The 18,979-nt window shown below is 69.2% G+C and carries 22 protein-coding genes; 5 read left to right on the top strand and 17 right to left on the bottom strand.

All coding sequences use genetic code 11. The annotated features are described in order from the left end of the window. Positions 1-118: 118 nt before the first annotated feature. The 8 genes from ABZY89_RS28685 to ABZY89_RS28650 form a co-directional block, all read right to left on the bottom strand. Positions 119-529, bottom strand: coding sequence for a DUF3037 domain-containing protein (locus tag ABZY89_RS28685; protein ID WP_355232582.1), 411 nt, complete (start codon positions 527-529; stop codon positions 119-121). Next, complete coding sequence (locus ABZY89_RS28680) at positions 529-1,311, bottom strand: HipA family kinase (RefSeq protein ID WP_355232581.1); 783 nt, start codon at positions 1,309-1,311, stop codon at positions 529-531. Before ABZY89_RS28680 ends, ABZY89_RS28685 begins: the two co-directional genes overlap by 1 nt. A gap of 79 nt (positions 1,312-1,390) precedes the next feature. Continuing rightward, entirely contained in the window at positions 1,391-2,233 is an 843-nt protein-coding gene (locus tag ABZY89_RS28675) for a PPK2 family polyphosphate kinase (RefSeq protein WP_355232580.1), read from the bottom strand. A 40-nt stretch (positions 2,234-2,273) separates the two neighbouring features. Next, a complete protein-coding gene (locus ABZY89_RS28670) occupies positions 2,274-2,969 on the bottom strand; it encodes a GNAT family N-acetyltransferase (protein WP_355232579.1) in 696 nt (231 codons plus the stop codon). Positions 2,970-2,992: 23 nt separating this feature from the next. Further along, a complete protein-coding gene (locus ABZY89_RS28665; RefSeq protein ID WP_350659047.1) occupies positions 2,993-3,493 on the bottom strand; it encodes a phosphoribosyltransferase in 501 nt (166 codons plus the stop codon). Continuing rightward, entirely contained in the window at positions 3,490-4,185 is a 696-nt protein-coding gene (locus ABZY89_RS28660; protein WP_355232578.1) for a regulatory protein RecX, read from the bottom strand. Before ABZY89_RS28660 ends, ABZY89_RS28665 begins: the two co-directional genes overlap by 4 nt. A 67-nt stretch (positions 4,186-4,252) precedes the next feature. Next, positions 4,253-5,311, bottom strand: a complete 1,059-nt coding sequence (gene recA, locus ABZY89_RS28655) for a recombinase RecA (protein ID WP_091040930.1) — start codon at positions 5,309-5,311, stop codon at positions 4,253-4,255. Positions 5,312-5,559: 248 nt separating this feature from the next. Next, complete coding sequence (locus ABZY89_RS28650; protein WP_355232577.1) at positions 5,560-6,279, bottom strand: DUF4396 domain-containing protein; 720 nt, start codon at positions 6,277-6,279, stop codon at positions 5,560-5,562. Positions 6,280-6,412: 133 nt separating this feature from the next. Here ABZY89_RS28650 and ABZY89_RS28645 point away from each other — a divergent pair, with 133 nt between their 5' ends. Both ABZY89_RS28645 and ABZY89_RS28640 read left to right on the top strand, forming a co-directional pair. Further along, a complete protein-coding gene (locus tag ABZY89_RS28645; protein ID WP_355232576.1) occupies positions 6,413-6,856 on the top strand; it encodes a DUF6153 family protein in 444 nt (147 codons plus the stop codon). 94 nt (positions 6,857-6,950) lie between these two features. Then, positions 6,951-7,595, top strand: coding sequence for a DUF305 domain-containing protein (locus ABZY89_RS28640; protein ID WP_355232575.1), 645 nt, complete (start codon positions 6,951-6,953; stop codon positions 7,593-7,595). 40 nt (positions 7,596-7,635) lie between these two features. Here the strand turns inward: ABZY89_RS28640 and ABZY89_RS28635 are convergent, their stop codons facing one another. From ABZY89_RS28635 to ABZY89_RS28605, 7 genes are all read right to left on the bottom strand, one after another. After that, the gene (locus tag ABZY89_RS28635) at positions 7,636-8,886 is read right to left on the bottom strand and encodes an MFS transporter (RefSeq protein ID WP_355232574.1); all 1,251 of its coding nucleotides are present in this window, start codon (positions 8,884-8,886) and stop codon (positions 7,636-7,638) included. Further along, complete coding sequence (locus ABZY89_RS28630; RefSeq protein WP_355020991.1) at positions 8,883-9,077, bottom strand: DUF3046 domain-containing protein; 195 nt, start codon at positions 9,075-9,077, stop codon at positions 8,883-8,885. Before ABZY89_RS28630 ends, ABZY89_RS28635 begins: the two co-directional genes overlap by 4 nt. Before the next feature lie 15 nt (positions 9,078-9,092). Further along, the gene (locus ABZY89_RS28625; RefSeq protein WP_355232573.1) at positions 9,093-10,235 is read right to left on the bottom strand and encodes a methyltransferase domain-containing protein; all 1,143 of its coding nucleotides are present in this window, start codon (positions 10,233-10,235) and stop codon (positions 9,093-9,095) included. Positions 10,236-10,307: 72 nt separating this feature from the next. Continuing rightward, positions 10,308-11,120: an ABC transporter permease gene (locus ABZY89_RS28620; protein ID WP_355232572.1), complete on the bottom strand. Its 813-nt coding sequence runs from the start codon at positions 11,118-11,120 to the stop codon at positions 10,308-10,310. Position 11,121: 1 nt separating this feature from the next. Next, on the bottom strand, positions 11,122-11,952 hold the full coding sequence (locus ABZY89_RS28615; protein ID WP_355232571.1) for an ABC transporter permease: 831 nt from the start codon (positions 11,950-11,952) through the stop codon (positions 11,122-11,124). After that, on the bottom strand, positions 11,952-12,866 hold the full coding sequence (locus ABZY89_RS28610) for an ABC transporter ATP-binding protein (RefSeq protein WP_091042336.1): 915 nt from the start codon (positions 12,864-12,866) through the stop codon (positions 11,952-11,954). The genes ABZY89_RS28615 and ABZY89_RS28610 overlap by 1 nt, the downstream gene beginning before the upstream one ends. Before the next feature lie 31 nt (positions 12,867-12,897). Then, a complete protein-coding gene (locus ABZY89_RS28605) occupies positions 12,898-13,215 on the bottom strand; it encodes a hypothetical protein (RefSeq protein WP_355232570.1) in 318 nt (105 codons plus the stop codon). 173 nt (positions 13,216-13,388) lie between these two features. On the opposite strand from ABZY89_RS28605, the gene ABZY89_RS28600 reads away from it, so the two are divergent. Both ABZY89_RS28600 and ABZY89_RS28595 read left to right on the top strand, forming a co-directional pair. Further along, positions 13,389-15,440, top strand: coding sequence for an AAA family ATPase (locus tag ABZY89_RS28600; RefSeq protein WP_355232569.1), 2,052 nt, complete (start codon positions 13,389-13,391; stop codon positions 15,438-15,440). Next, on the top strand, positions 15,437-16,021 hold the full coding sequence (locus ABZY89_RS28595; protein WP_355232568.1) for a GNAT family N-acetyltransferase: 585 nt from the start codon (positions 15,437-15,439) through the stop codon (positions 16,019-16,021). Before ABZY89_RS28600 ends, ABZY89_RS28595 begins: the two co-directional genes overlap by 4 nt. On the opposite strand, the gene ABZY89_RS28590 is transcribed toward ABZY89_RS28595, so the two are convergent. After that, the gene (locus tag ABZY89_RS28590) at positions 15,985-16,719 is read right to left on the bottom strand and encodes an aspartate/glutamate racemase family protein (protein ID WP_355232567.1); all 735 of its coding nucleotides are present in this window, start codon (positions 16,717-16,719) and stop codon (positions 15,985-15,987) included. The genes ABZY89_RS28595 and ABZY89_RS28590 overlap by 37 nt on opposite strands. A 375-nt stretch (positions 16,720-17,094) precedes the next feature. Here ABZY89_RS28590 and ABZY89_RS28585 point away from each other — a divergent pair, with 375 nt between their 5' ends. Continuing rightward, on the top strand, positions 17,095-17,337 hold the full coding sequence (locus ABZY89_RS28585) for a hypothetical protein (RefSeq protein ID WP_355232566.1): 243 nt from the start codon (positions 17,095-17,097) through the stop codon (positions 17,335-17,337). A 36-nt stretch (positions 17,338-17,373) separates the two neighbouring features. On the opposite strand, the gene ABZY89_RS28580 is transcribed toward ABZY89_RS28585, so the two are convergent. After that, a complete protein-coding gene (locus tag ABZY89_RS28580) occupies positions 17,374-18,648 on the bottom strand; it encodes a DUF222 domain-containing protein (protein ID WP_355232565.1) in 1,275 nt (424 codons plus the stop codon). Positions 18,649-18,979: the final 331 nt, after the last annotated feature.

Here is an 18,979-nt window from a genome sequence, read left to right as displayed (position 1 = left end):
GCGCCGACCTGGGTGCGGGCGCCGTCGGCGCCGATGAGGAACTTCGAGCGGATCTTGTACTCGTGGCCGGTCAGCCGGTCGCGGGCGATCGTGGTTGACGAGCCGACTCGGCGGGTTTTCAGGTGATCTGGTGGGCGAAGACGCGGTCCAGCTCGGCTGGGGCGTCCGCCGTCACCCCGCCGTGAACGGGGCCGGGCTGGAGGACGGTGCTCTTCGGGGCCTTGAGGAGGCCGAAGCGGGCGGACTCGTTGTCGGAGAGCGACCGGAGGCCGTACGCCGTGGCGCGGACGCCCGCGCCGAAGCCGGCGTGGGCGGCACCGGCGCATATCAGGTCCACCGACTCCAGGGCGGCCCGTACGAGGGAGAGGTCGAGGTCCGGGGCGAAGGCGGCGAGGCGCTGCTCGTCGAGGGCCCACCTGGCGGCGAGGAACTTCTGCTCGGGGCAGTGGAGGACGACGCCGACGTTGAGGAATTCCTCGCGCTCGGGGCGGGGTACGCAGCGGAGCACGACGTACTGGTAGGCGTCCATCACGCCTCCTGGGCCGGCTCGGCCGCAGGCAGCCACGGGCGCCCGCCGTCGAGGCGCGCCCGCAGGAACGCGACGTAGCGCTCGCGCAGCGACTCCGGGGTGTCGTAGCCGGGAACGGGCTCGAGCCACTCGTCGGGTACGTCGGCGAGCACCTTCTCCAGCACCGCGTCGTCGAGCCGCGCGGCGAGGTCGTCGTTCTGGGCGATCGCCTCGTCCGCGAAGGCCCGCAGGATGTGCTCGGAGGTGTCGAAGGGCTGCGCCGCGTAGCGCGCCGGGTCGCCGCCTCCGCCGGGCCAGACGTGGTGGAAGTAGAGCGATGCTCCGTGGTCGATGACGTAGAGCGCGCCGTTCCACAGCAGCATGTTGGGGTTGCGCCAGGAGCGGTCGACGTTGGCGATGAGCGCGTCCATCCACAGGATCCGCCCGGCCAGCGACGGGTCGGGCGAGTAGGCGGCGTCGTAGCCGAAGGCACCGGCCAGGAAGTCGATGCCGAGGTTGAGCCCGGCGCTCACGTTGAGAAGGTCCTGGACCTCCTCGTCGGCCTCGTAGCGGGCGATCTCGGGATCCAGGTCGAGCACGACCTGGTCGGGCGTGGGGATGTCGAGCGCTCGGCACAGACCGGTGACGATCACCTCCGCGACCAGCACCCGCAGCCCCTGTCCGGCGCCGCGGAACTTGCAGACATAGGTGCCGAGGTCATCGGCCTCCACGATCCCGGGCAGGCTGCCGCCCTCCCGGAGCGGGGTGACGTACCGCGTCACCCGCACCGTCTCAAGACTCACGCGGCCACGTCCGTAGCGCAAGCGCCAGAATACGGACGCGGCCACGTGATGCATTGATGGCTCGTTCGCTGGCGCTCACTCACGAGATGGTGTCCTCTTCCAGTCGTCTCTTCTCCTCGGCGATGTCGAAGCGGGGCGCGGGCCAGTCGAGATCGAGCCGGTCCAGTGTCTCCAGGAGCAGCTCGCCGATGGCCAGGTTGCGATACCACTTCTTGTCGCTCGGCACGAGGTACCACGGAGCGTACTCGGTGTTGGTGCGCTCCAGCGCAATCTCGTACGCCTCCCGGTAGCTGTCCCACAGCTGGCGCTCGTCGATGTCGCCGGGGCTGTACTTCCAGTGCTTCGTGGGGTCTTCGAGGCGGGCCAGGAGCCGCTTCTTCTGCTCCTTGGGCGAGATGTGCAGCATGCACTTGAGGATGACGGTGCGATCGTCGGCCAGCCGCTTCTCGAAGTCGTTGATCGCGCCGTAGCGCCGCTCGATCTCCTCGGGCGCGGCGAGCTCTCGGACGCGGCCGATCAGCACGTCCTCGTAGTGGGAGCGGTCGAAGACACCGAGGTAGCCGAGCTCCGGCACCGCCTTCTCGATCCGCCACAAAAAGTCCTGGGCCCGCTCCTCCTCGGTCGGTGCCTTGAAGCTGGTGATCTTCACGCCGACTGGGTCGACCAGCCCGACGGTGTGCTTGAGCACGCCACCCTTCCCGGAGGTGTCCATCCCCTGCAGGATGAGCAGCACCCGCCTGGGGTCGTCGCTCTCCCTGGAGGCGAACAGCTTGGTCTGCAGCTCGAGCAGCATCGGGCCGAGCTCGGCGAGCACCTGCTTGCCGGTCTCCTTGTCGACGTCGACGCCGGGCGCGGAGTTGGTGTCGTACTTCCGCAGGTCCACCGGTCCAGCCGGCAGCCGCAGCTCGTCAAGAAGGCTCATGGCTAGACGATAGGCCCGCAAGAGGAGCCACCGGGGCGGGTCAGCCGAGAACGCGCCGCAGATCCAGCGAGCAGCCGACCATAGTGGTCGTCGATCCGTCGGGCTGGGGCTCGTCGAACCACGTGCCCTGCTCGAAGCCGACCTTGGCGAGCATCCGCAGCGAGGCGGCGTTGCGGTGGTCAGGGGCCGCGAAGCAGGCCGTCGCGCCCGGATAGCGGCGCGGGATCGAGGTGAGCCAGACCCAGGCCATCCGCGGCCCGATCCCGCGGCCCACGAAGGCCGGCTCCCCGATCGCGTAGTCGAAGCCGATCGCGTCCGGGTCGGGGGTGAGCAATGCATAGTCGGGCTCGTCGCTGATCCGGTAGTCCTGGCAGAAGCCGATCGACCGTCCGTTGACCTCGATCACCCAGAACGTCACCGGGGTCTTGCCGTCGATGTCGGGCCCGTAGTTCTCCGCCACCCACTCGGGCGTCGGCTCGCCGTCGACGGCATACCAGCGGTGCACGTGCTCCGCGTTGAGCCAACGGATCAGGTGAGGCAGGTCGCCGCGGGTCATCGGCCGCAGCGCCACCACCGGCATCGGATCGGAGGAGAACTCCTTCACCTCACCGGAGAGGTCCACCGCGTACGCAGGTCGCCCGGCGATCCTCGTCGCCGCGGCTGCCCAGCTCTCCCCCGGGCGCGTCACGCCGCCGAGACGGTGTGTCCCGGTGTGGACCGCGACCGGCGTGAACATGCACCCAGGTTAACCGTCTGGGGTCAGTGGGCCTGGCCGCCGCGGCGGTCGACGAGCGGCGGCTGGGAGGACCACGGGAAGTCGATCCAGCGGTCGGTCTTCTTGTAGACGTAGTCGGCGTTGATCACGGTCCACGGCTTCTCGAAGATCACCGCGGTGCGGGCCTCGGCCACGTGGCCCTCGCAGAAGTCGTGGACGATCTCCAGGGTCTTGCCGGTGTCGGCGACGTCGTCGGCGATGAGCACCTTCATCCCGGTCAGGTCGACGGCCGCGGGGGTCGGCGGGAGCATGATCGGGACGTCGAGACGCTCGTTGATGCCGGTATAGAACTCCACGTTGATCGCGGACAGGTTCTTCACGTCGAGGGCGTAGCCCAGTCCCATCCCGAGGGCCAGGCCGCCGCGGGCGATGGAGAGCACGATGTCGGGCTCGTAGCCGCTGTCGACGACCTTCTGGGCGATGTCGCGCACCGCGGTGCCGAAGAGGTCGTAGGTCAGGATCTCGCGCTCTTGCTGCTCACTCACAGATCGGATTCTGGCATGAGACCGCCAGCGCCATCGTCATCGGCCAGAGCGAGCTCCTCACGAACGATGCCGTAGGCCACACCAGCGCCGTATCCCTTGCGGGCGAGCATCCCGACCAGACGCCGGGTCTTGGTCTGGTCGTCGAAGCGCTCCAGAGAGCGCAGCTTGCGCCGGACCATCCGCCGGCCGGCCTCGCGCTCGTCATCCGGGTCGATCTCGTCGAGCGCGTCGCGGGCCACGTCGTCGTCGATGCCCTTGCGGCGCAGCTCCTGGGCCAGGGCTCGTCGGGCCAGGCCCTTTCCTGGCTGCCGGCTGGCGATCCAGGCCCTGGCGAAGGCCTCGTCGTCGATCAGGCCGACCTCTTCGAAGCGGTCCAGCAGCCGCGTCGCCAGGGCTGCGGGGACCTCCTTCTTCTCCAGCTTGTCGGCGAGCTCCTTGCGGCTGCGCGCCTGGCCCGTCAGGGCGTCGAGGAGGATCTTGCGGGCGATCGCCTCGTGGTCGGGCTCGGGGTCGTTCTTCGGGTCGGCGGGATCCGCGGGGCGAGGTTTGCGTCGACGAGACTGTGTTGGTTTCGACACGGATTCGCTCGTACCTCGCGAATCCGGCTCAACCAACGACGGGGTCTTGCCCGCCCAGGCCTCGACGCCGAGGGTCACGTCGCCCAGCCAGTCGGGCGCGGGCCGTTCGTCCACCCAGGGATCCTGGGTGGACGAACGGTCAGGCCTTGACGAAGCCACGGGTCAGCCGGTGCCTGTGGACCTAGAAGTCCTCGACGCCGGCGGGCTCGGCCGCGGGCGCCTCGCCGTCGGCAGGGGCGTCGACCGTCGGCACGACGCCGAGCTTCTCCAGGATCCGCTTCTCCAGCTCGTTGGCCAGGTCGGGGTTGTCCTTGAGGAAGTTGCGGGAGTTCTCCTTGCCCTGACCGAGCTGGTCGCCCTCGTAGGTGTACCAAGCACCGGCCTTGCGGACCAGGCCCGCCTCGACACCGACGTCGATCAGGCCACCCTCGCGGGAGATGCCCTTCCCGTACATGATGTCGAACTCCGCCTGCTTGAACGGCGGGGCGACCTTGTTCTTCACGACCTTGACGCGGGTGCGGTTGCCGACCATGTCGGTGCCGTCCTTGAGCGTCTCGATCCGGCGCACGTCGAGTCGCACCGAGGAGTAGAACTTCAGCGCGCGACCACCGGTCGTGGTCTCGGGCGAGCCGAACATCACGCCGATCTTCTCGCGCAGCTGGTTGATGAAGATCGCGGTCGTGCCGGAGTTGTTGAGCGCACCGGTCATCTTTCGCAGCGCCTGGCTCATCAGTCGAGCCTGCAGACCGACGTGGCTGTCGCCCATCTCGCCCTCGATCTCGGCCCGCGGCACCAGCGCCGCGACGGAGTCGATGACGATCAGGTCGAGCGCGCCCGAGCGGATCAGCATGTCGGCGATCTCCAGGGCCTGCTCACCCGAGTCGGGCTGGGAGACCAGCAGGGCGTCGGTGTCGACGCCGAGGTTCTTCGCGTACTCCGGGTCGAGCGCGTGCTCGGCGTCGATGAAGGCCACGATGCCGCCGGCGCGCTGCGCGCTGGCGACCGAGTGGAGGGCCACCGTCGTCTTACCCGAGGACTCCGGACCGTAGATCTCCACGACCCGCCCGCGGGGCAGACCGCCCAGACCCAGCGCCACGTCGAGCGCGATCGAGCCGGTCGGGATCACTTCCAGCGGAGCCCGGGTCTCATCGCCCAGCCGCATGACCGAGCCCTTGCCGAACTGCCTCTCGATGTTGGCGAGAGCGGCGTCCAATGCCTTCTCGCGATCACCTGCCGCCATGTTCTTTCCTTCCTGAGGGGCAGACTTCTTCCCCTTGCCTGCCGCTTGTCCACGTGTCTTCGTCGTCATCAAGGCAGACGCTAGACGGGACCACCGACAGTTTTGAACGGGACCCTCTGGCACGGTGTTTCACGACCCTGTTTTTGCCTGGCCGCTAGCACGAACCACGCTCCACCTACTACCACACACTAGCCCGAACAAGCGTTCGATGTGAACACCTGTTCGGGCGTGTCGAGGTGGTCGGATTCTCAGTGGCCCTGCATCTCGACCTGCTCGGCGGGGACCGAGCCGCCACCCATCTCGTCGGCGACGGCGACCGACAGGCCACCGAGCATGAAAGCGATGATCACCGCAGCCAGGGCGCCGCTCGAGAACGACGGGATGAAGCGGCGTACGCCTTCCTGGACCGGCTCCGCGCCGTGGTACTGGTGGGTGAGCGCATGCCCCTTGCCCCGCTGGAGCAGGTATCGGTTGACGGGGAAGGCCGCCACGAAGGCCACCGAGAGGGCGATCATCATCCCGATCCAGAACACGACGTTGACCAGGCCGGCCTCCATGGCCCCGGGGATGAGCGCCATGACCAGGTTGTCGACCAGCTCCATCGTGGCGATCGAGAGGGTGTCGGCGGCCAGCACGACGCTGAGCGCCGCACCGACAGCCAGGCCCGACTTGAGCAGGGGCAGGGTCGAGAGGGCGTAGCCGAAGGCGAACGCGAGCGTGACCGCCAGGGCGATCGTCCATCCGGTGCTGAGCCCGATCGCGGTGCCGATCATCAGTCCGGCGATCTCACCGATCGCACAGCCGGTGAGGCAATGCAGCGTGGCGCTGGCCGCCATCGCGTTCACCCCGCCGCCCCCGTGTGCACCGTGTGCACCGTGCGCCGAGTGATCCTCATGACCCTCGTGCATCGAGTGCTGATGTCCGGAGTGGTCGTGTCCGGCATGCACGTGCTCGTCATGCGACGTCATGTCGCTCCCCTTGCTCGATCGTTCGTTGTACCTACCCGCCATTCATACCCCATGGGGGTATGCCCTCGCAAGGGGCACCCGGCCGAAGAAGCCCACTTTGTCCAACCGCGAAGGACTCCTTAGGGTGTGCGGTGTGTGGACGGCAGCGCGACGACGACAGCGGACGACCCGTGCGGTCGCGCGCGCCGGCCTGCTGGCAGCGGTCGTGGTCACGGTCGCCGGTCTGCTGGCCATGCATGCGCTGAGCCTCCACGGCACCGACACCGACGGTGAGCACGGCGCGCTGAGCCTGCCGGCCGCCCATGTCGAGCACACGCACGCTCTCGAGCACACCGGCCACGGAGCGGTCGACGACGCCGGGCACACGGGCGACGACGGGCACACGGCGATGATGCTGTGCGCGGCGTTCCTGCTCGCCGCCGGCGCGCTGCTGCTGAGCGGGCTGTGGCGGCGTACTCCTGCCTGGTGGTTCTCGCGGGCCCGCGGCTGGTCCCGGACCAGCGGATTCGCGCCCTTGCTCACCTGTCCCGCGACCGGCCCGCCCTCCGTATGGGCCTACTCCGTCATCAGGTGCTGAGCGGTCTGACCCCACCCGCGACCCGGGCCACGCCCGAGGTCCGCAGGTGGGTCAGCGATGCCCGTAATCAGCACTTGACAAGGAGAAACAACAGATGCGTACGCAACGTCCCCTCTTCCGCGCGACCTGGGCGGCGGCCGGCCTGGCCGTGCTGCTCACCCTGTCCGCCTGTGGCGGCAGCGACGAGGCCGAGGCGCCTCAGGAGCTCTCGGAGACCGAGCACAACAAGGCCGATGTCACCTTCGCGACCGACATGATCCAGCACCACGCCCAGGCCCTGTCGATGGTCGACCTGACCATGGACCGCGACCTCGAGCCCGAGGTGCAGGAGCTGGCGGACTCGATCCGGGCGGCCCAGAGCCCCGAGATCGAGACCATGTCCGGCTGGCTCCAGGAGTGGGGCGAGGAGGTGCCGTCGACGATGCGTGATCACGTCAACGGCGGCCACGAGGGCCACGGCGACGACGAGGACAGCAGCATGTCCGACTCGATGGAGGGCATGGACGACGACATGCCCGGGATGATGTCGGCCGAGGACATGGACGCCCTCGAGAACGCCTCCGACGCCGAGTTCAGCGACATGTGGCTGAAGATGATGGTCGAGCACCACGAAGGCGCGATCGAGATGGCCGAGACCGAGCAGGACGAGGGCCGGTTCAAGCCGGCCGTCGACCTGGCCGGGACGATCATCGAGTCCCAGACGACCGAGATCGACACCATGGAGAAGCTCCTCGGCTGAGGACGCTCTCACGGGCAGGGCCGCCGAGCGGCCCTGCCCGTCAGGCGGGCGCGTCGGCCGACTTACGGGCCACGTACGCAGCCCCGAACAGCACCATGACCAGCAGGATCGTGCCGAGCGCGAGCGCCGGATATCCAGCCAGGTCGACGACGACGCCGGACACCGCCCCGGCGGCGGCAGCGGCGACACCCATGATCAGGTCGGCGGTGCCCTGGACGTCGGCACGCACCTCGATCGGAGTGTGGTCCGCGACCGAGGTGGCCGCCGCGATCGTAGCCAGCGACCAGCCGAGGCCGAGCAGGAAGAGGCCGACGAAGATCCGTCCCGAGCTGCCCTCCGGCGCCGCGGCGCACAGGACCAGGGACACCAGGAGCACTCCGCCGCCGAGCGCCATCACATCGGCCCGGCCGACGCGGTCGGCGAGCCAGCCTGCGATCGGCGCGAAGGCGAACATGCCCAGGACGTGCCCGCTGATCACCAGTCCGATGATCTCGAGGCCGGCGCCGCCGTGCTCCATGTGGAGGGGGGTCATCACCATCACCGCCACCATCGTGGCGTGGGCCGCGGCCTGCCCGACGACCGCCGCCGCCAGCGCGGGCCGCTCCCGGATGACGGCGATCGCCCGGCGCCAGCTCGTGCCCTTCGCCTTCTCCGCCGGCGGAGCGCCCTCTCGGGCGACCAGCAGCGGGTCAGGTCGCAGGAAGACCCCGACCACCAGCGCGGCGGCCAGCATCCCCATCGATCCGATCGCGAACGGCCCGGTGAGCACCGGGATCCCGACGGAGTCGGAGAAGATCTCGGCGACGCCGGTCAGGTTGGGGCCGATCACCGCACCGAACGTCGTGGCCCAGACCACGACCGACAGCGCCCGCGCGCGGCTCCTGGCAGGTGCCAGGTCGGTGGCCGCGTAGCGCGCTCCGTTGTTGGCCGCCGTGGTCGCGCCCAGCAGCACCGCACCGACCAGCAGCAGCGTCATCGAGCCGACCACGCCGGCCAGCACCGCCAACAGCCCACCGGCCGCCCCGAGCACGTAACCCGCCACCAGCCCGAACCGGCGCCCGCGCGCGTCCATCACCCGCCCCAGGACGTACGCAGCGACGGCCGCGCCGAGCACCTGGGTCGTCTGCGAGAGACCTGCCATCGACTCCGAGCCGGACAGGTCGCGCGCCAGCAGGGAGGCAGTCGCGATGCCGATCGTGATGCCCATCGCCCCGACCGCCTGGGTGGCGACCAGGGTGAGGATGGTGCGTTTCTGGACCGCGGCCACCGAGGCCGGTGCGACCAGCGTCACCGCTCACGCGCCGGCAGCTCCAGGGCCGTCCAGACCGCGGCCCAGACCTCCTTGGGCGGGACGCCGTCGTCGAGGGCCTCCTGGGCGGTGCGCCCGCCCAGGTCACCCATGACGAACTGGCGTGCCCACGCTCGCGCGTAGCCCGCGCCGAGCGCCTCGTCCATCCGGGACCAGAACTCCGTGTGTCTCATCGCCTCGAATGCTACTCAGGCGCGCCGACGCGCGAGGACGTCGAGCCAGACCTCGCCGAGGCGTCCGTCGGCGTGCCCGACCTCGAGCACCTCCCAGCCGGCCTCGTCCAGCGCCGCCCGGAGTGCGGGCTCGCGCCAGTAGACGAAGAGGCGGGGAGACTCGACGCGACCGCGGTTGGTCCAGTCCTCGTCGTCGCCCTCCTTCATCGACACGTGCAGCGCACCGCCGGGGCGGGTCACCTCGGCGAGCCGGGCGAGCACCGTCCCGAAGTCGTCGCGGGCCACGTGCAGCAGCGTCGCCGAGGCCCAGACCGCGGCGTAGGGGACGTCGGGGTGGACCGGGTCGCGCAGGTCGTCGGTCAGCGGGTCCAGGCAGGCAGCGGCGTACCCCTGCTTGCGCAGGTGCGCCACGAACCCCTCGCTGATGTCGGTGCGCCGAACCCGCACTCCCCCGGCCTCGAGCGCCTTCGCGTCGTGGCCGGGTCCGGTGCCGATCTCGAGGACGTGGTCGCCGGGCTCGAGCACGGCCAGGAACCTGTCCAGGACCGAACGGTTCTCCTCGGAGAACGAGCTGCCCTGGACGTACGTCGCGACGCTGGCGTCGTAGGCGGCGACGGTCGCCTGCTTGGCGGCCGCGCGTACGTCCCACAGGTGGTGGACGACATCGTGGAGGTGGTAGCGGCCCAGCGACTCGACGCTGAACACGTCGCCGTTGGACCGGGTCCCACGACGGCCCCACGCGTCCGGCGGGACCTTCTCGTAGATCGTGGCGATCTCGTCGGCGGCGTCCATCAGCTGCTCGGCGACGACAGCCGGGTCCTGGGCCGCGTAGTCGCCTTCGCGGGCGGCCACGTCCTGGTCCCAGTTGGCGAAGCGCGGCTCGTCTTCGGTCAGCATCTGCTGCAGACGCTCGCCGAAGATGCGGTGGACGTCGCGTACGTGTGCTCCGTACTCCAGCGCCGACCACACCCCGGGCTGGGGCCGGTCGCGGGCGTTGTCGGCGGCGAGGTAGATCTCCCAGTAGGTCGCGTTGTCGCGCACGATCTCCGGAAGCTGGTCCGCGGTCACGGCACCGGCGATGAAGCCACACTCCGGGCAGGGCCGGTCGAGCACCCACGTCCAGTCCTTGGTGTCCGGCTGGATCGCGTCATAGGTCATGGGATCCATCTTGACGGCCCACCACAGCCGTCACGAGGGAGATCCTGCCTGTGAGACGCGAGTTGCTGCCGCTCAGGTGAGGAGTAGGGAGTCGAGCCGCCGCCGGACGACGACCAGGCCGACCGCCCCGAACGCCAGCAGGTAGACCACCGAGACCAGCGAGCCCCATGACGGCACTCCGAGCGTCAGCTCTCGACACAGCACGACGCCGCGGTAGAGGGGCGTGACCTCCACGACCCAGCGCAGCCACTCCGGATAGGCCGTGATCGGGAAGAACGTCGCGCTGAACAGGAACATCGGCATCATCGCGAGGGTGACCTTCTCGAAGTCCTGCCAGGAGGTCATGTACGTCGTCAGCGCCATGCCGACGGCCCCGAAGGCCGACCCGATGAGCAGCGCTGCCGGCACCACCAGGAGTGCCCACCAGGAGTGGACAAGGTCCATCGCGACCATGATCAGCAGGAACGCGGTCACATAGATCCCGCTGCGCAGCTGGTTCCAGAGGATCTCGCCGACCGCGATGTCGACCGTACGCAGCGGGGTGGCCAGCATCTGGTCGTAGAGCTTGTTGTACTTCAGCTTGAAGAAGAAGTTGAACGTCGCATCCAGCAGCGATCCGTTCATCGCCGAGGCCGCGATCATCCCGGGGGCGACGAACTCGCGGTAGTCGACCGGCTTGCCGGCGTACTCGAAGCCGACCACCATCGCACCCACGCCGATGCCGATCGAGAAGAGGTAGAAGACCGGCTCCAGGAAGCCGGTGATGAACACCAGCCAGGCGCGCCGGTAGACCAGGATGTTGCGCCACAGCAGCAGCCGGGCGGCCTCGCCGCCTCGTAGGGGCCGGGCGACGGTGGCGCCCACGGCAGCGGTGAAGAGGGCCATCTCAGGAGACCAGCCTCTCGCCCAGCTTGCGCACCGCGAGCCACCAGCAGACGCCCGCGAGCAGCCCGAGGTAGCCGACGTGGACCGCGGCCAGCGCCCAGTCGATCTCACCCAGCGCGAGCATCCGGGTCAGGTTGACGCCCTGCCACAGCGGCGAGGCCATCGCGACCTTCTCCAGCACCGGGCCGAGGTTGGCGACGGGGAAGAACGTGCCGGAGAAGAGCGTCAGCGGGATCATCCCCAGCCGGAAGATCAGCGCGAACGACTCCTCGCCCTTGATCGAGAGCGAGAACAGCAGCACCGGCGTCCCGAAGGCCAGCACGACCAGCCCCTGCACCAGCCACGCCGTCAGCACGCCCCACCACGTCTCGAAGACGCCGAAAGGGGCCAGGACCAGCAGGAAGACCCCACAGGCGAACAACGTACGCAGCATCAGGAAGCCCAGCTGGGCCAGCACGATGTGGGAGGCGGTCAGCGGCGAGGCGATCATCGAGAAGTAGATCCGCTGCCACTTGACCATCCCGTAGACGGGATAGGTCATCTCGGAGAAGGCGATCGTCATCGCGTGGGCTGCGACCATGCCCGGCGCGACGAAGGCCAGATAGGAGTCGGCGCCCTCCAGCGTGGCCGGATCGGCCTCGACGAAGCCGCCGAGCAGCACGCCCAGCGCGAGCACGTAGAAGAAGGGCGTCACGAAGGTCGTGATCACCCCGCCCTTCCAGGTGCGCGCCAGTACGGTGAGCCAGTAGTCGCCCATCCGCAGCGCCCCGGAGACCAGCCCCGCGGGCGCCGTCGGCGGGGTCGCCGGCCCCGAGTCGGCGTAGTCGGTCATCAGTCCACCAGGGTCCGGCCGGTCAGGTGCAGGAAGACGTCCTCGAGCGAGGAGCGCCGCACCAGGGTGGCGACCGGCGACAGGTCGCGGCTGTGGACGGCCTCGATGACCGCCTCGCCGTCGTCGCTGTAGAGCAGCAGCCGGTCGGGCAGCACCTCGACCCGCTCGGCGAGGTCCTCGACCTTGGCGGCCAGCGCCTCGTGCTCGCCGACGCCGAAGCGCAACTCGGCGACCTCGCGGGTGGAGTGCTGCTGGATGAGTCCCAGCGGCGTCCCGTGGGCCACGATCCGGCCCTGGTCCATGACCACGAGCTCATCGCACAGCTGCTCGGCCTCGTCCATGTAGTGGGTGGTCAGCAGCAGCGTCACGCCCGCCTGCTTGAGCCGGAAGAGCCGGTCCCAGATGACGTGGCGGGCCTGAGGGTCCAGACCGGTGGTCGGCTCGTCGAGCACCAGGATCTCGGGTCGGTTGATCAGGCTCCGGGCGATCGTCAGCCGTCGCTTCATGCCGCCGGAGAGGTCGTCGACCTTCGCCTTGGCCTTGTCGGTGAGCTGGACGAAGTCGAGCAGCTCCTCGATCCGGCCCTTCACCTCGGCCCTCGGCAGCCCGAAGTAGCGGCCGTAGACGAAGAGGTTGTCGTAGACGTTGAGCTCGACGTCGAGAGTGTCCTCCTGCGGGCACACCCCGAGCCGGGCCTTGATCTTCGGCCCGTCCTTGGCTGGATCCATCCCGAAGACCCGCAGCTCTCCCCCGCTCGGCGGCGAGACGCAGCAGATCATCCGCATCGTCGAGGATTTGCCGGCGCCGTTCGGCCCCAGGAAACCGAAGGCCACACCGGGACGCACCGACACGTCGATCCCGCGCACCGCCTCGAAGTCGCCGAACGACTTGCGCAACCCGCGCGCCGAGATCATCAGGTCTTCACCCACGTCGGCAAAGACTAGATCAACCCTGTTGACGCTTGCGCCGGTTGTAGTCGCGCATCCGCTGAGGTACGCCGACCACTGCGGCGTCGTAGGACGGAACCTGGTGCTTGTTGGCGAACTTGTGCGCCCACTGCGCCGACGGCACGCGCCGCCGGGTCCACTCGCCGTCATGCGCGACCAGCAGCAGGGTCACCTCGCTGACGACGGTGCGCGGCTCGACGAACCCCTCGACACCGCGCCGGGTCTTCACGAACTGCTCGAGATGCTGTTGGTCGGTGGAGTCCGCGGCGCGCACCCTTGTGGATCCGGTGTAGCTCTCGCCTGTCGGACGGCTCATGCGCGTCCCGCGGCGGAAACGATCGAACAGGCTCACGGTGCAATTGTGCATCCCAATGCCCAACGCACGCCCGGATAAACCTGTTGGGAGCGCACTCCGTGGTCGCCTATGTTGGAGCCTTTGACCCCCGCCCCCATCGAAACCTGCCGCCACGGAGAAGCGATGAACCAGCCATGCCCATAGACGACCTCGACGCCGAGCGGGCCCATCTGGCCGCCTCCCGGCAGGATCTGGCCCGGATGCGGCGGAAGGTGGAGTCGCTGGACTCATCCACGGCCGGCAACTGGGTCAGCGCCGAGATCCTCGACGCCACGCTCGCGCGCCGGCTGGAGCAGCTCGCCGACGATCCGGAGGTGCCGCTCTTCTTCGGCCGCATCGACCGGACCGCCGCGGTGGGAGCGGAGTCCTTCCACATCGGCCGGCGCCACATCTCCGACAGCGCCGGCGACCCGATGGTGGTCGACTGGCGGGCCCCGGTCAGCGTCCCGTTCTACCGGGCGTCGCGGACCGAGCCGATGGGGCTGGCGCGGAGGCGGCGCTACGGCTTCTCCCACGGTGAGCTGACAGCGTTCGAGGACGAGTCGCTGACCGACGCCGGGGCCGGTTCTGAGCACTCGGCGATCCTCGAGGCCGAGATCGAGCGGCCGCGCGTGGGACCGATGCGCGACATCGTCGCGACCATCCAGCCCGAGCAGGACGTGCTGGTCCGCGCCGACCTGTCCCAGACGATCGTCGTGCAGGGTGCGCCCGGGACGGGAAAGACGGCCGTGGGGCTGCACCGCGCGGCGTACCTCCTCTACGCGCACCGCGACCAGCTGACCCGGCGCGGCGTCCTGATCATCGGCCCCAACGCCTCGTTCCTGCGCTACATCCGCGACGTGCTCCCCGCGCTGGGTGAGATCGAGGCCAAGCAGGCGACGATCGCGGAGCTGGTTGCCAAGAATGGGCAGAGCCACGGCGCCGTCCGCGCGGAGGAGGCCGCGCCGGTGGCGACGCTGAAGGGCGACGTACGCATGGCCGAGGTGCTCCACCGGGCCGTCTGGTCCCACGTCGGCGAGCCGGAGGAGGCCTTGGTCGTCCCGCGTGGCTCGCGGCGCTGGCGGGTGCCGGCCTACGAGGCGCGGGAGGCGCTGGAGGGGCTGCGCGCCAACGATCTGCGGTACGCGGCGGGCCGGGCTCTGCTCCCGCGCGCCCTGGCCCACCGGGTGCTGGTGCAGATGGAGCGCTCGGGCGACTCGCCCGACGACCGGGTGCACGATGCGGTCGCGCGGGCGAAGCCGGTCAAGGACTACGCCGCCGCGCTCTGGCCCGATCTCAAGCCCGCACGGGTCCTGTTCCGGCTGTTCACCGACGCTCCCTGGCTGGCCGCGGTCGCCGAAGGGCTGCTCTCGGAGGCGGAGCAGGCGAGCCTGCTCTGGGAGAAGCCGCCGCGCTCGGCAGGCGCGGCCTGCTGGTCGCTGGCCGACCTGGTGCTCCTCGACGAGATCGCCGACCTGCTCGACCGTACGCCGTCGGTGGCCCACATCGTCGCCGACGAGGCCCAGGACCTCTCCGCGATGATGCTGCGCGCGCTCGGCCGTCGTTCGACCACGGGGTCGCTGACGATCCTCGGTGACCTCGCCCAGGCCACCACGCCGTGGGCCTCCTCGTCGTGGGCCGATGCGCTGGCGCACCTCGGCAAGCCCGACGGCCATGTCGAGCAGCTGACACGCGGGTTCCGGGTCCCTGCCGACGTGATCGCCTACGCGGCCCGCCTCCTCCCCCACATCGCCCCCGACCTGGAGCCGCCGGTCGCGGTGCGCCGCACGCGCGGTGACCTCACCTTCACCACCTCGTCGGTCGTCGAGGCGCTCGGGACTGCGCTGGAGCGCCCCGGGTCGGTGGGGCTGATCGTGCCCGACGCCTCGCTGGCGTCGGTGCGCGCCGAGCTGACCGAGGCCGGTCTCTCCTTCGCCGAGATCGGGGTGTCGGCCGACGAGGAGACCGAGTTCGACGCCCATCTCGACCTCGTCCCCGCCTCGCTGGCGAAGGGGCTCGAGTTCGACCACGTGGTCGTCTCCGACCCCACCGGGATCGTCGCCGGCGAACCCGACCGCGACACCGGCCTCCGCCGCCTCTACGTCTGCCTCACCCGCGCGGTCACTTCCCTCGTCGTACGCCACGAAGGTCTCCCCGAAGAACTCGGTGGCGTCCCGGAGCGGGTTGATGCCAAGGTGGGCGCATGATCGACACCCGCCCTGACCCGCTGGTGAAGGCCGACTGGCCGCTGCGCACCGAGCGCCTCGTGATCCGCCGGATGGTGCCCGCCGACATCGAGCCGACCTGGGCCTTCCGAGGGCTTCCCGAGGTGGCCGAATGGGTGACGACCGCGTTCGCAGACCTCGAGGCCTACCGCAAGGTCTTCGAGAACCCCGACATCATCGGCCCCGCCCTGGTGATCGAGCGTGACGGCGTCATCGTGGGCGACCTCATGCTGCGGATCACCGACCCGTGGTCGCAGACCGAGGTGCGCGAGCACGGCAACGGCACCCAGGCCGAACTCGGCTGGACGATCGACCCGGCCCACCAGGGCAACGGCTACGCCACCGAGGCCGTACGCGCCGTACTCGACGTTTGCTTCGGCCCTCTGGGCCTGCGCCGCGTCGTCGCGGAGTGCTTCGCCGACAACGAGGCCTCCTGGCGGCTCATGGAGCGCCTCGGCATGCGGCGCGAGTCGCACACCGTCAAGGACTCCCTGCACCGCACCCGCGGCTGGCTCGACGGCCTCTCCTACGCGCTCCTCGCCGAGGAGTGGACGCAGGGCTGATCCCGGGGGCTGAGGGCCGCCTCGATCGCGGCCTCGCAGTGCAGCCGGGTCGTCGGGAACAGCGGCACACCTGCGTACGTCTCGATCGGCAGCAGCAGCTCGATCTCGGTGCACCCGAGGATCACGCCCTCGCAGCCGGCGGCGACCAGACGGTCGATGACCTCGAGGTACGCCTGCCTGGAGCTGTCCAGGAACGTCCCCAGACACAGCTCCTCGTAGATGATCCGATGGACGGTCTCCTGGTCGGGCTCGGTGGGGACGGTGACCTCGAGGCCGTGGCCGCGGAGCCGGTCGGCGTAGAACGGCTGCGACATCGTGAACCCGGTGCCGAGAAGTCCGACCCGCCCGACCCCCGCCGCCTCGACCGCAGTCGCCGTCGTGTCGCCGAGGTGCAGGAAACGATCCCCGTACGTCTCCTCCAACGCCCCAGCCACCTTGTGCATCGTGTTGGTGGCCAGCACGATCACCTCGGCCCCGGCATCATTGAGCGTCGCCGCCTCCGCGGCAAGGCGCTCCCCCGCTCGCCCCCACTCGCCGGATGCCTGCATCTCCTCGATCTCCGCGAAGTCCACCGACCGTACGAGCAGGTCCGCCGAGTGCAGTCCGCCGAGCCGCTTCGCGGTGATCTCGTTGAGCAGGCGGTAGTACTCCGCCGTCGACTCCCAGCTCATCCCACCCAGTACGCCGATCCGTCGCATGCCATTTAGTGTCCCTGGGCGACCAACCCCGCTCGAACCTGACGAGGTAGCTAAAGGTGCTGCTTGCTTCGGTGGACTGTTTGGCGCGGAGTTCTTAGTTGGGTACGGGCTTGGGCACAGGGGGTCGGCCGGGGCTCCAGCGGCCTTGCTCGTCGGCGCCTACGTCAGTGGGCCAGACCTTGTGAACCGTTCACAAGCGACAGTCACCCGCCTCGCACGCTCCGACTGGGACCTCGCGTGACCTCGGGAGTCTCGGCAGCGAAACTGGCGCTGCCAGGCTGCACGCTGAAGCTTCCCGTTCGACCCAAAGGACTCGCCGTGCACGATCGGCCCGAAATCGTCTGTATCTGCGGCTCTACCCGGTTCACGGAGGAGATGCGCGCGGCCAACCGTGAGCTGACCTTCGCGGGTGTCATCGTCGTCGCGCCAGGCGAGGCGGACGAGTTGGTCACCGAGGAGCAGAAGACCGCTTTGGACGCCCTCCACCTGCGAAAGATCGACCTGGCCGACCGGGTGCTGGTCGTCAACCCAGGCGGGTACGTCGGCCAGTCCACCCGCAGGGAGATCGCCTACGCCGATGCCACCGGCACGCCGGTCTCCTTCACCGATCCCGTCTGATCCGCCCGTGGTGGAGTGGTTGGTTGCTCGGACTGGTTAGGGGCGGCGGGTGAACCGGATGGTGCCATCCGGTAGCCGCTCATGGACATAGGCAGGGTTGTGCGCCAGGCGGTGATGATGCGGACACAACAGCGCCCCGTCCTTGAGATCGGTCTTTCCGCCTGCCGCCCAGGGGTCGAGGTGGTGGGCGTCGCACCATTCCGGTGGCATGTCACACCCTTCGGCTTGGCAGCACTTCTGCTGGAGCCGGAGTGCTTTGCGTTGGATGGGCTGGAAGAACCTGCTGCCACGTCCGGCGTCGAGGACTTCGCTGTCGCCGCCGAGGACCCAGGGGATGATGGTCGCGTTGCACGCCATCCTCCGCGCCTCTGCCGCCGAGATCATGGTCCCGTTGGTCTCGTCGTAACCCAGCGTGGCGATGCCGAGGTCCTTGCGGAGCTCGGCGAGGCTGATCACCACGTTGACCACCGTCGCGTCACCCCCGTGGCGGGGCAGGGCGGCCGGGTCGACGGTCTCCAACAACCGGGCGAACCCTTGGCCCATGAGCCGTTCCCACGGCGGCAGCGGCGCACCCTTGGCGACCAACTGCTGCTTGCGGGGCTGGGCCCAGGCCTCGACCAGTCGCTTGAACCTCATCCCGATCGAGGTCGGGAGGACGCCGTCGAACCCGACGGTCCCGTCGTGGTTGTCCCACACCCGTAGCGCGGTCTTCTGCCGGGCGCGCTCTTCTTCGGCGAGGAGGGCTTTGGCTTCGGCATCTTCGAACCGGACCGGGTCGACCTCGGCCAGGATCCGCTTGCCGACAAGGTGGAGCTCGTTGGCGGTCAGGTGGGTGGCGTAGTCGACGAGCAGCTTCTCGGCCAGGACGAGGTCCTCGGTGCTGGCGATGGGGTTGGTCTCGATCTTGTCGAGCGCCTTGTTGATCACCCGGGCCTTGTCCAGGGAGACAACACCCTCAGCGAGACCGGCGGCGACGAGGTCGTACTTCGCGACACTGGCCGCGAGCTTGATCTGGGATCGGGCCTCGGCCTTGTCGACCAGAAGCTCAGCGCGCATCCAGGCGGAGGCGTCCTTGGCGCCGGTCTCCTCAGCGATGTCGCCGGTGGTAGCGAGCACCCGGAGTCGCACCGCGGCCAGCTTGGTCTGGAGTTTCTCAAGTCGCTCCAGCGAGTCCTTCTTCTGCCCGGTGCGCCAGTAGGCGGGATCCCGGGTCAGCAGCCTGTCGAGGGAGGACTCGATGGCGGTCAGTTCTGCGTCGATCACGTCGTCGGGGCTGGTGCCCCAGGGGTCGATCTCGCGGCCGAGACTCATCGCCATCCCTCCCTTCAAAGAGGTGTTGTGATGGGTCCGATTCTACTACTTCCTACGCCTGTAGACCATCTATTTCCCCTGTTCAAACGCAGTTTTCGCGGCGAGCGAACGGCATCGTTTCTGTGGATGGTAAGTGGCCCGAAGGGCCACCGTCACACCCAATCAACACCAGCTCAAACGCGCAAGAATTTCTCCGCGCCACACCCGGGCCGCCGCCCCGATAGCCAGCCAAGTCTTTTCTCGATCTGGTCCGGAGTCCAGGACCGCGAAGCGGCCGGCGAAGCCGGCGCCCGAAGGGCGTCCTTGACGCCGGTCCAGATCGAGAGACCCT

The organism is Nocardioides sp. NPDC006303 (assembly GCF_040613175.1).
Taxonomy (GTDB): Bacteria; Actinomycetota; Actinomycetes; order Propionibacteriales; family Nocardioidaceae; genus Nocardioides.
This window is presented reverse-complemented; position numbering and strand designations above follow the sequence as displayed.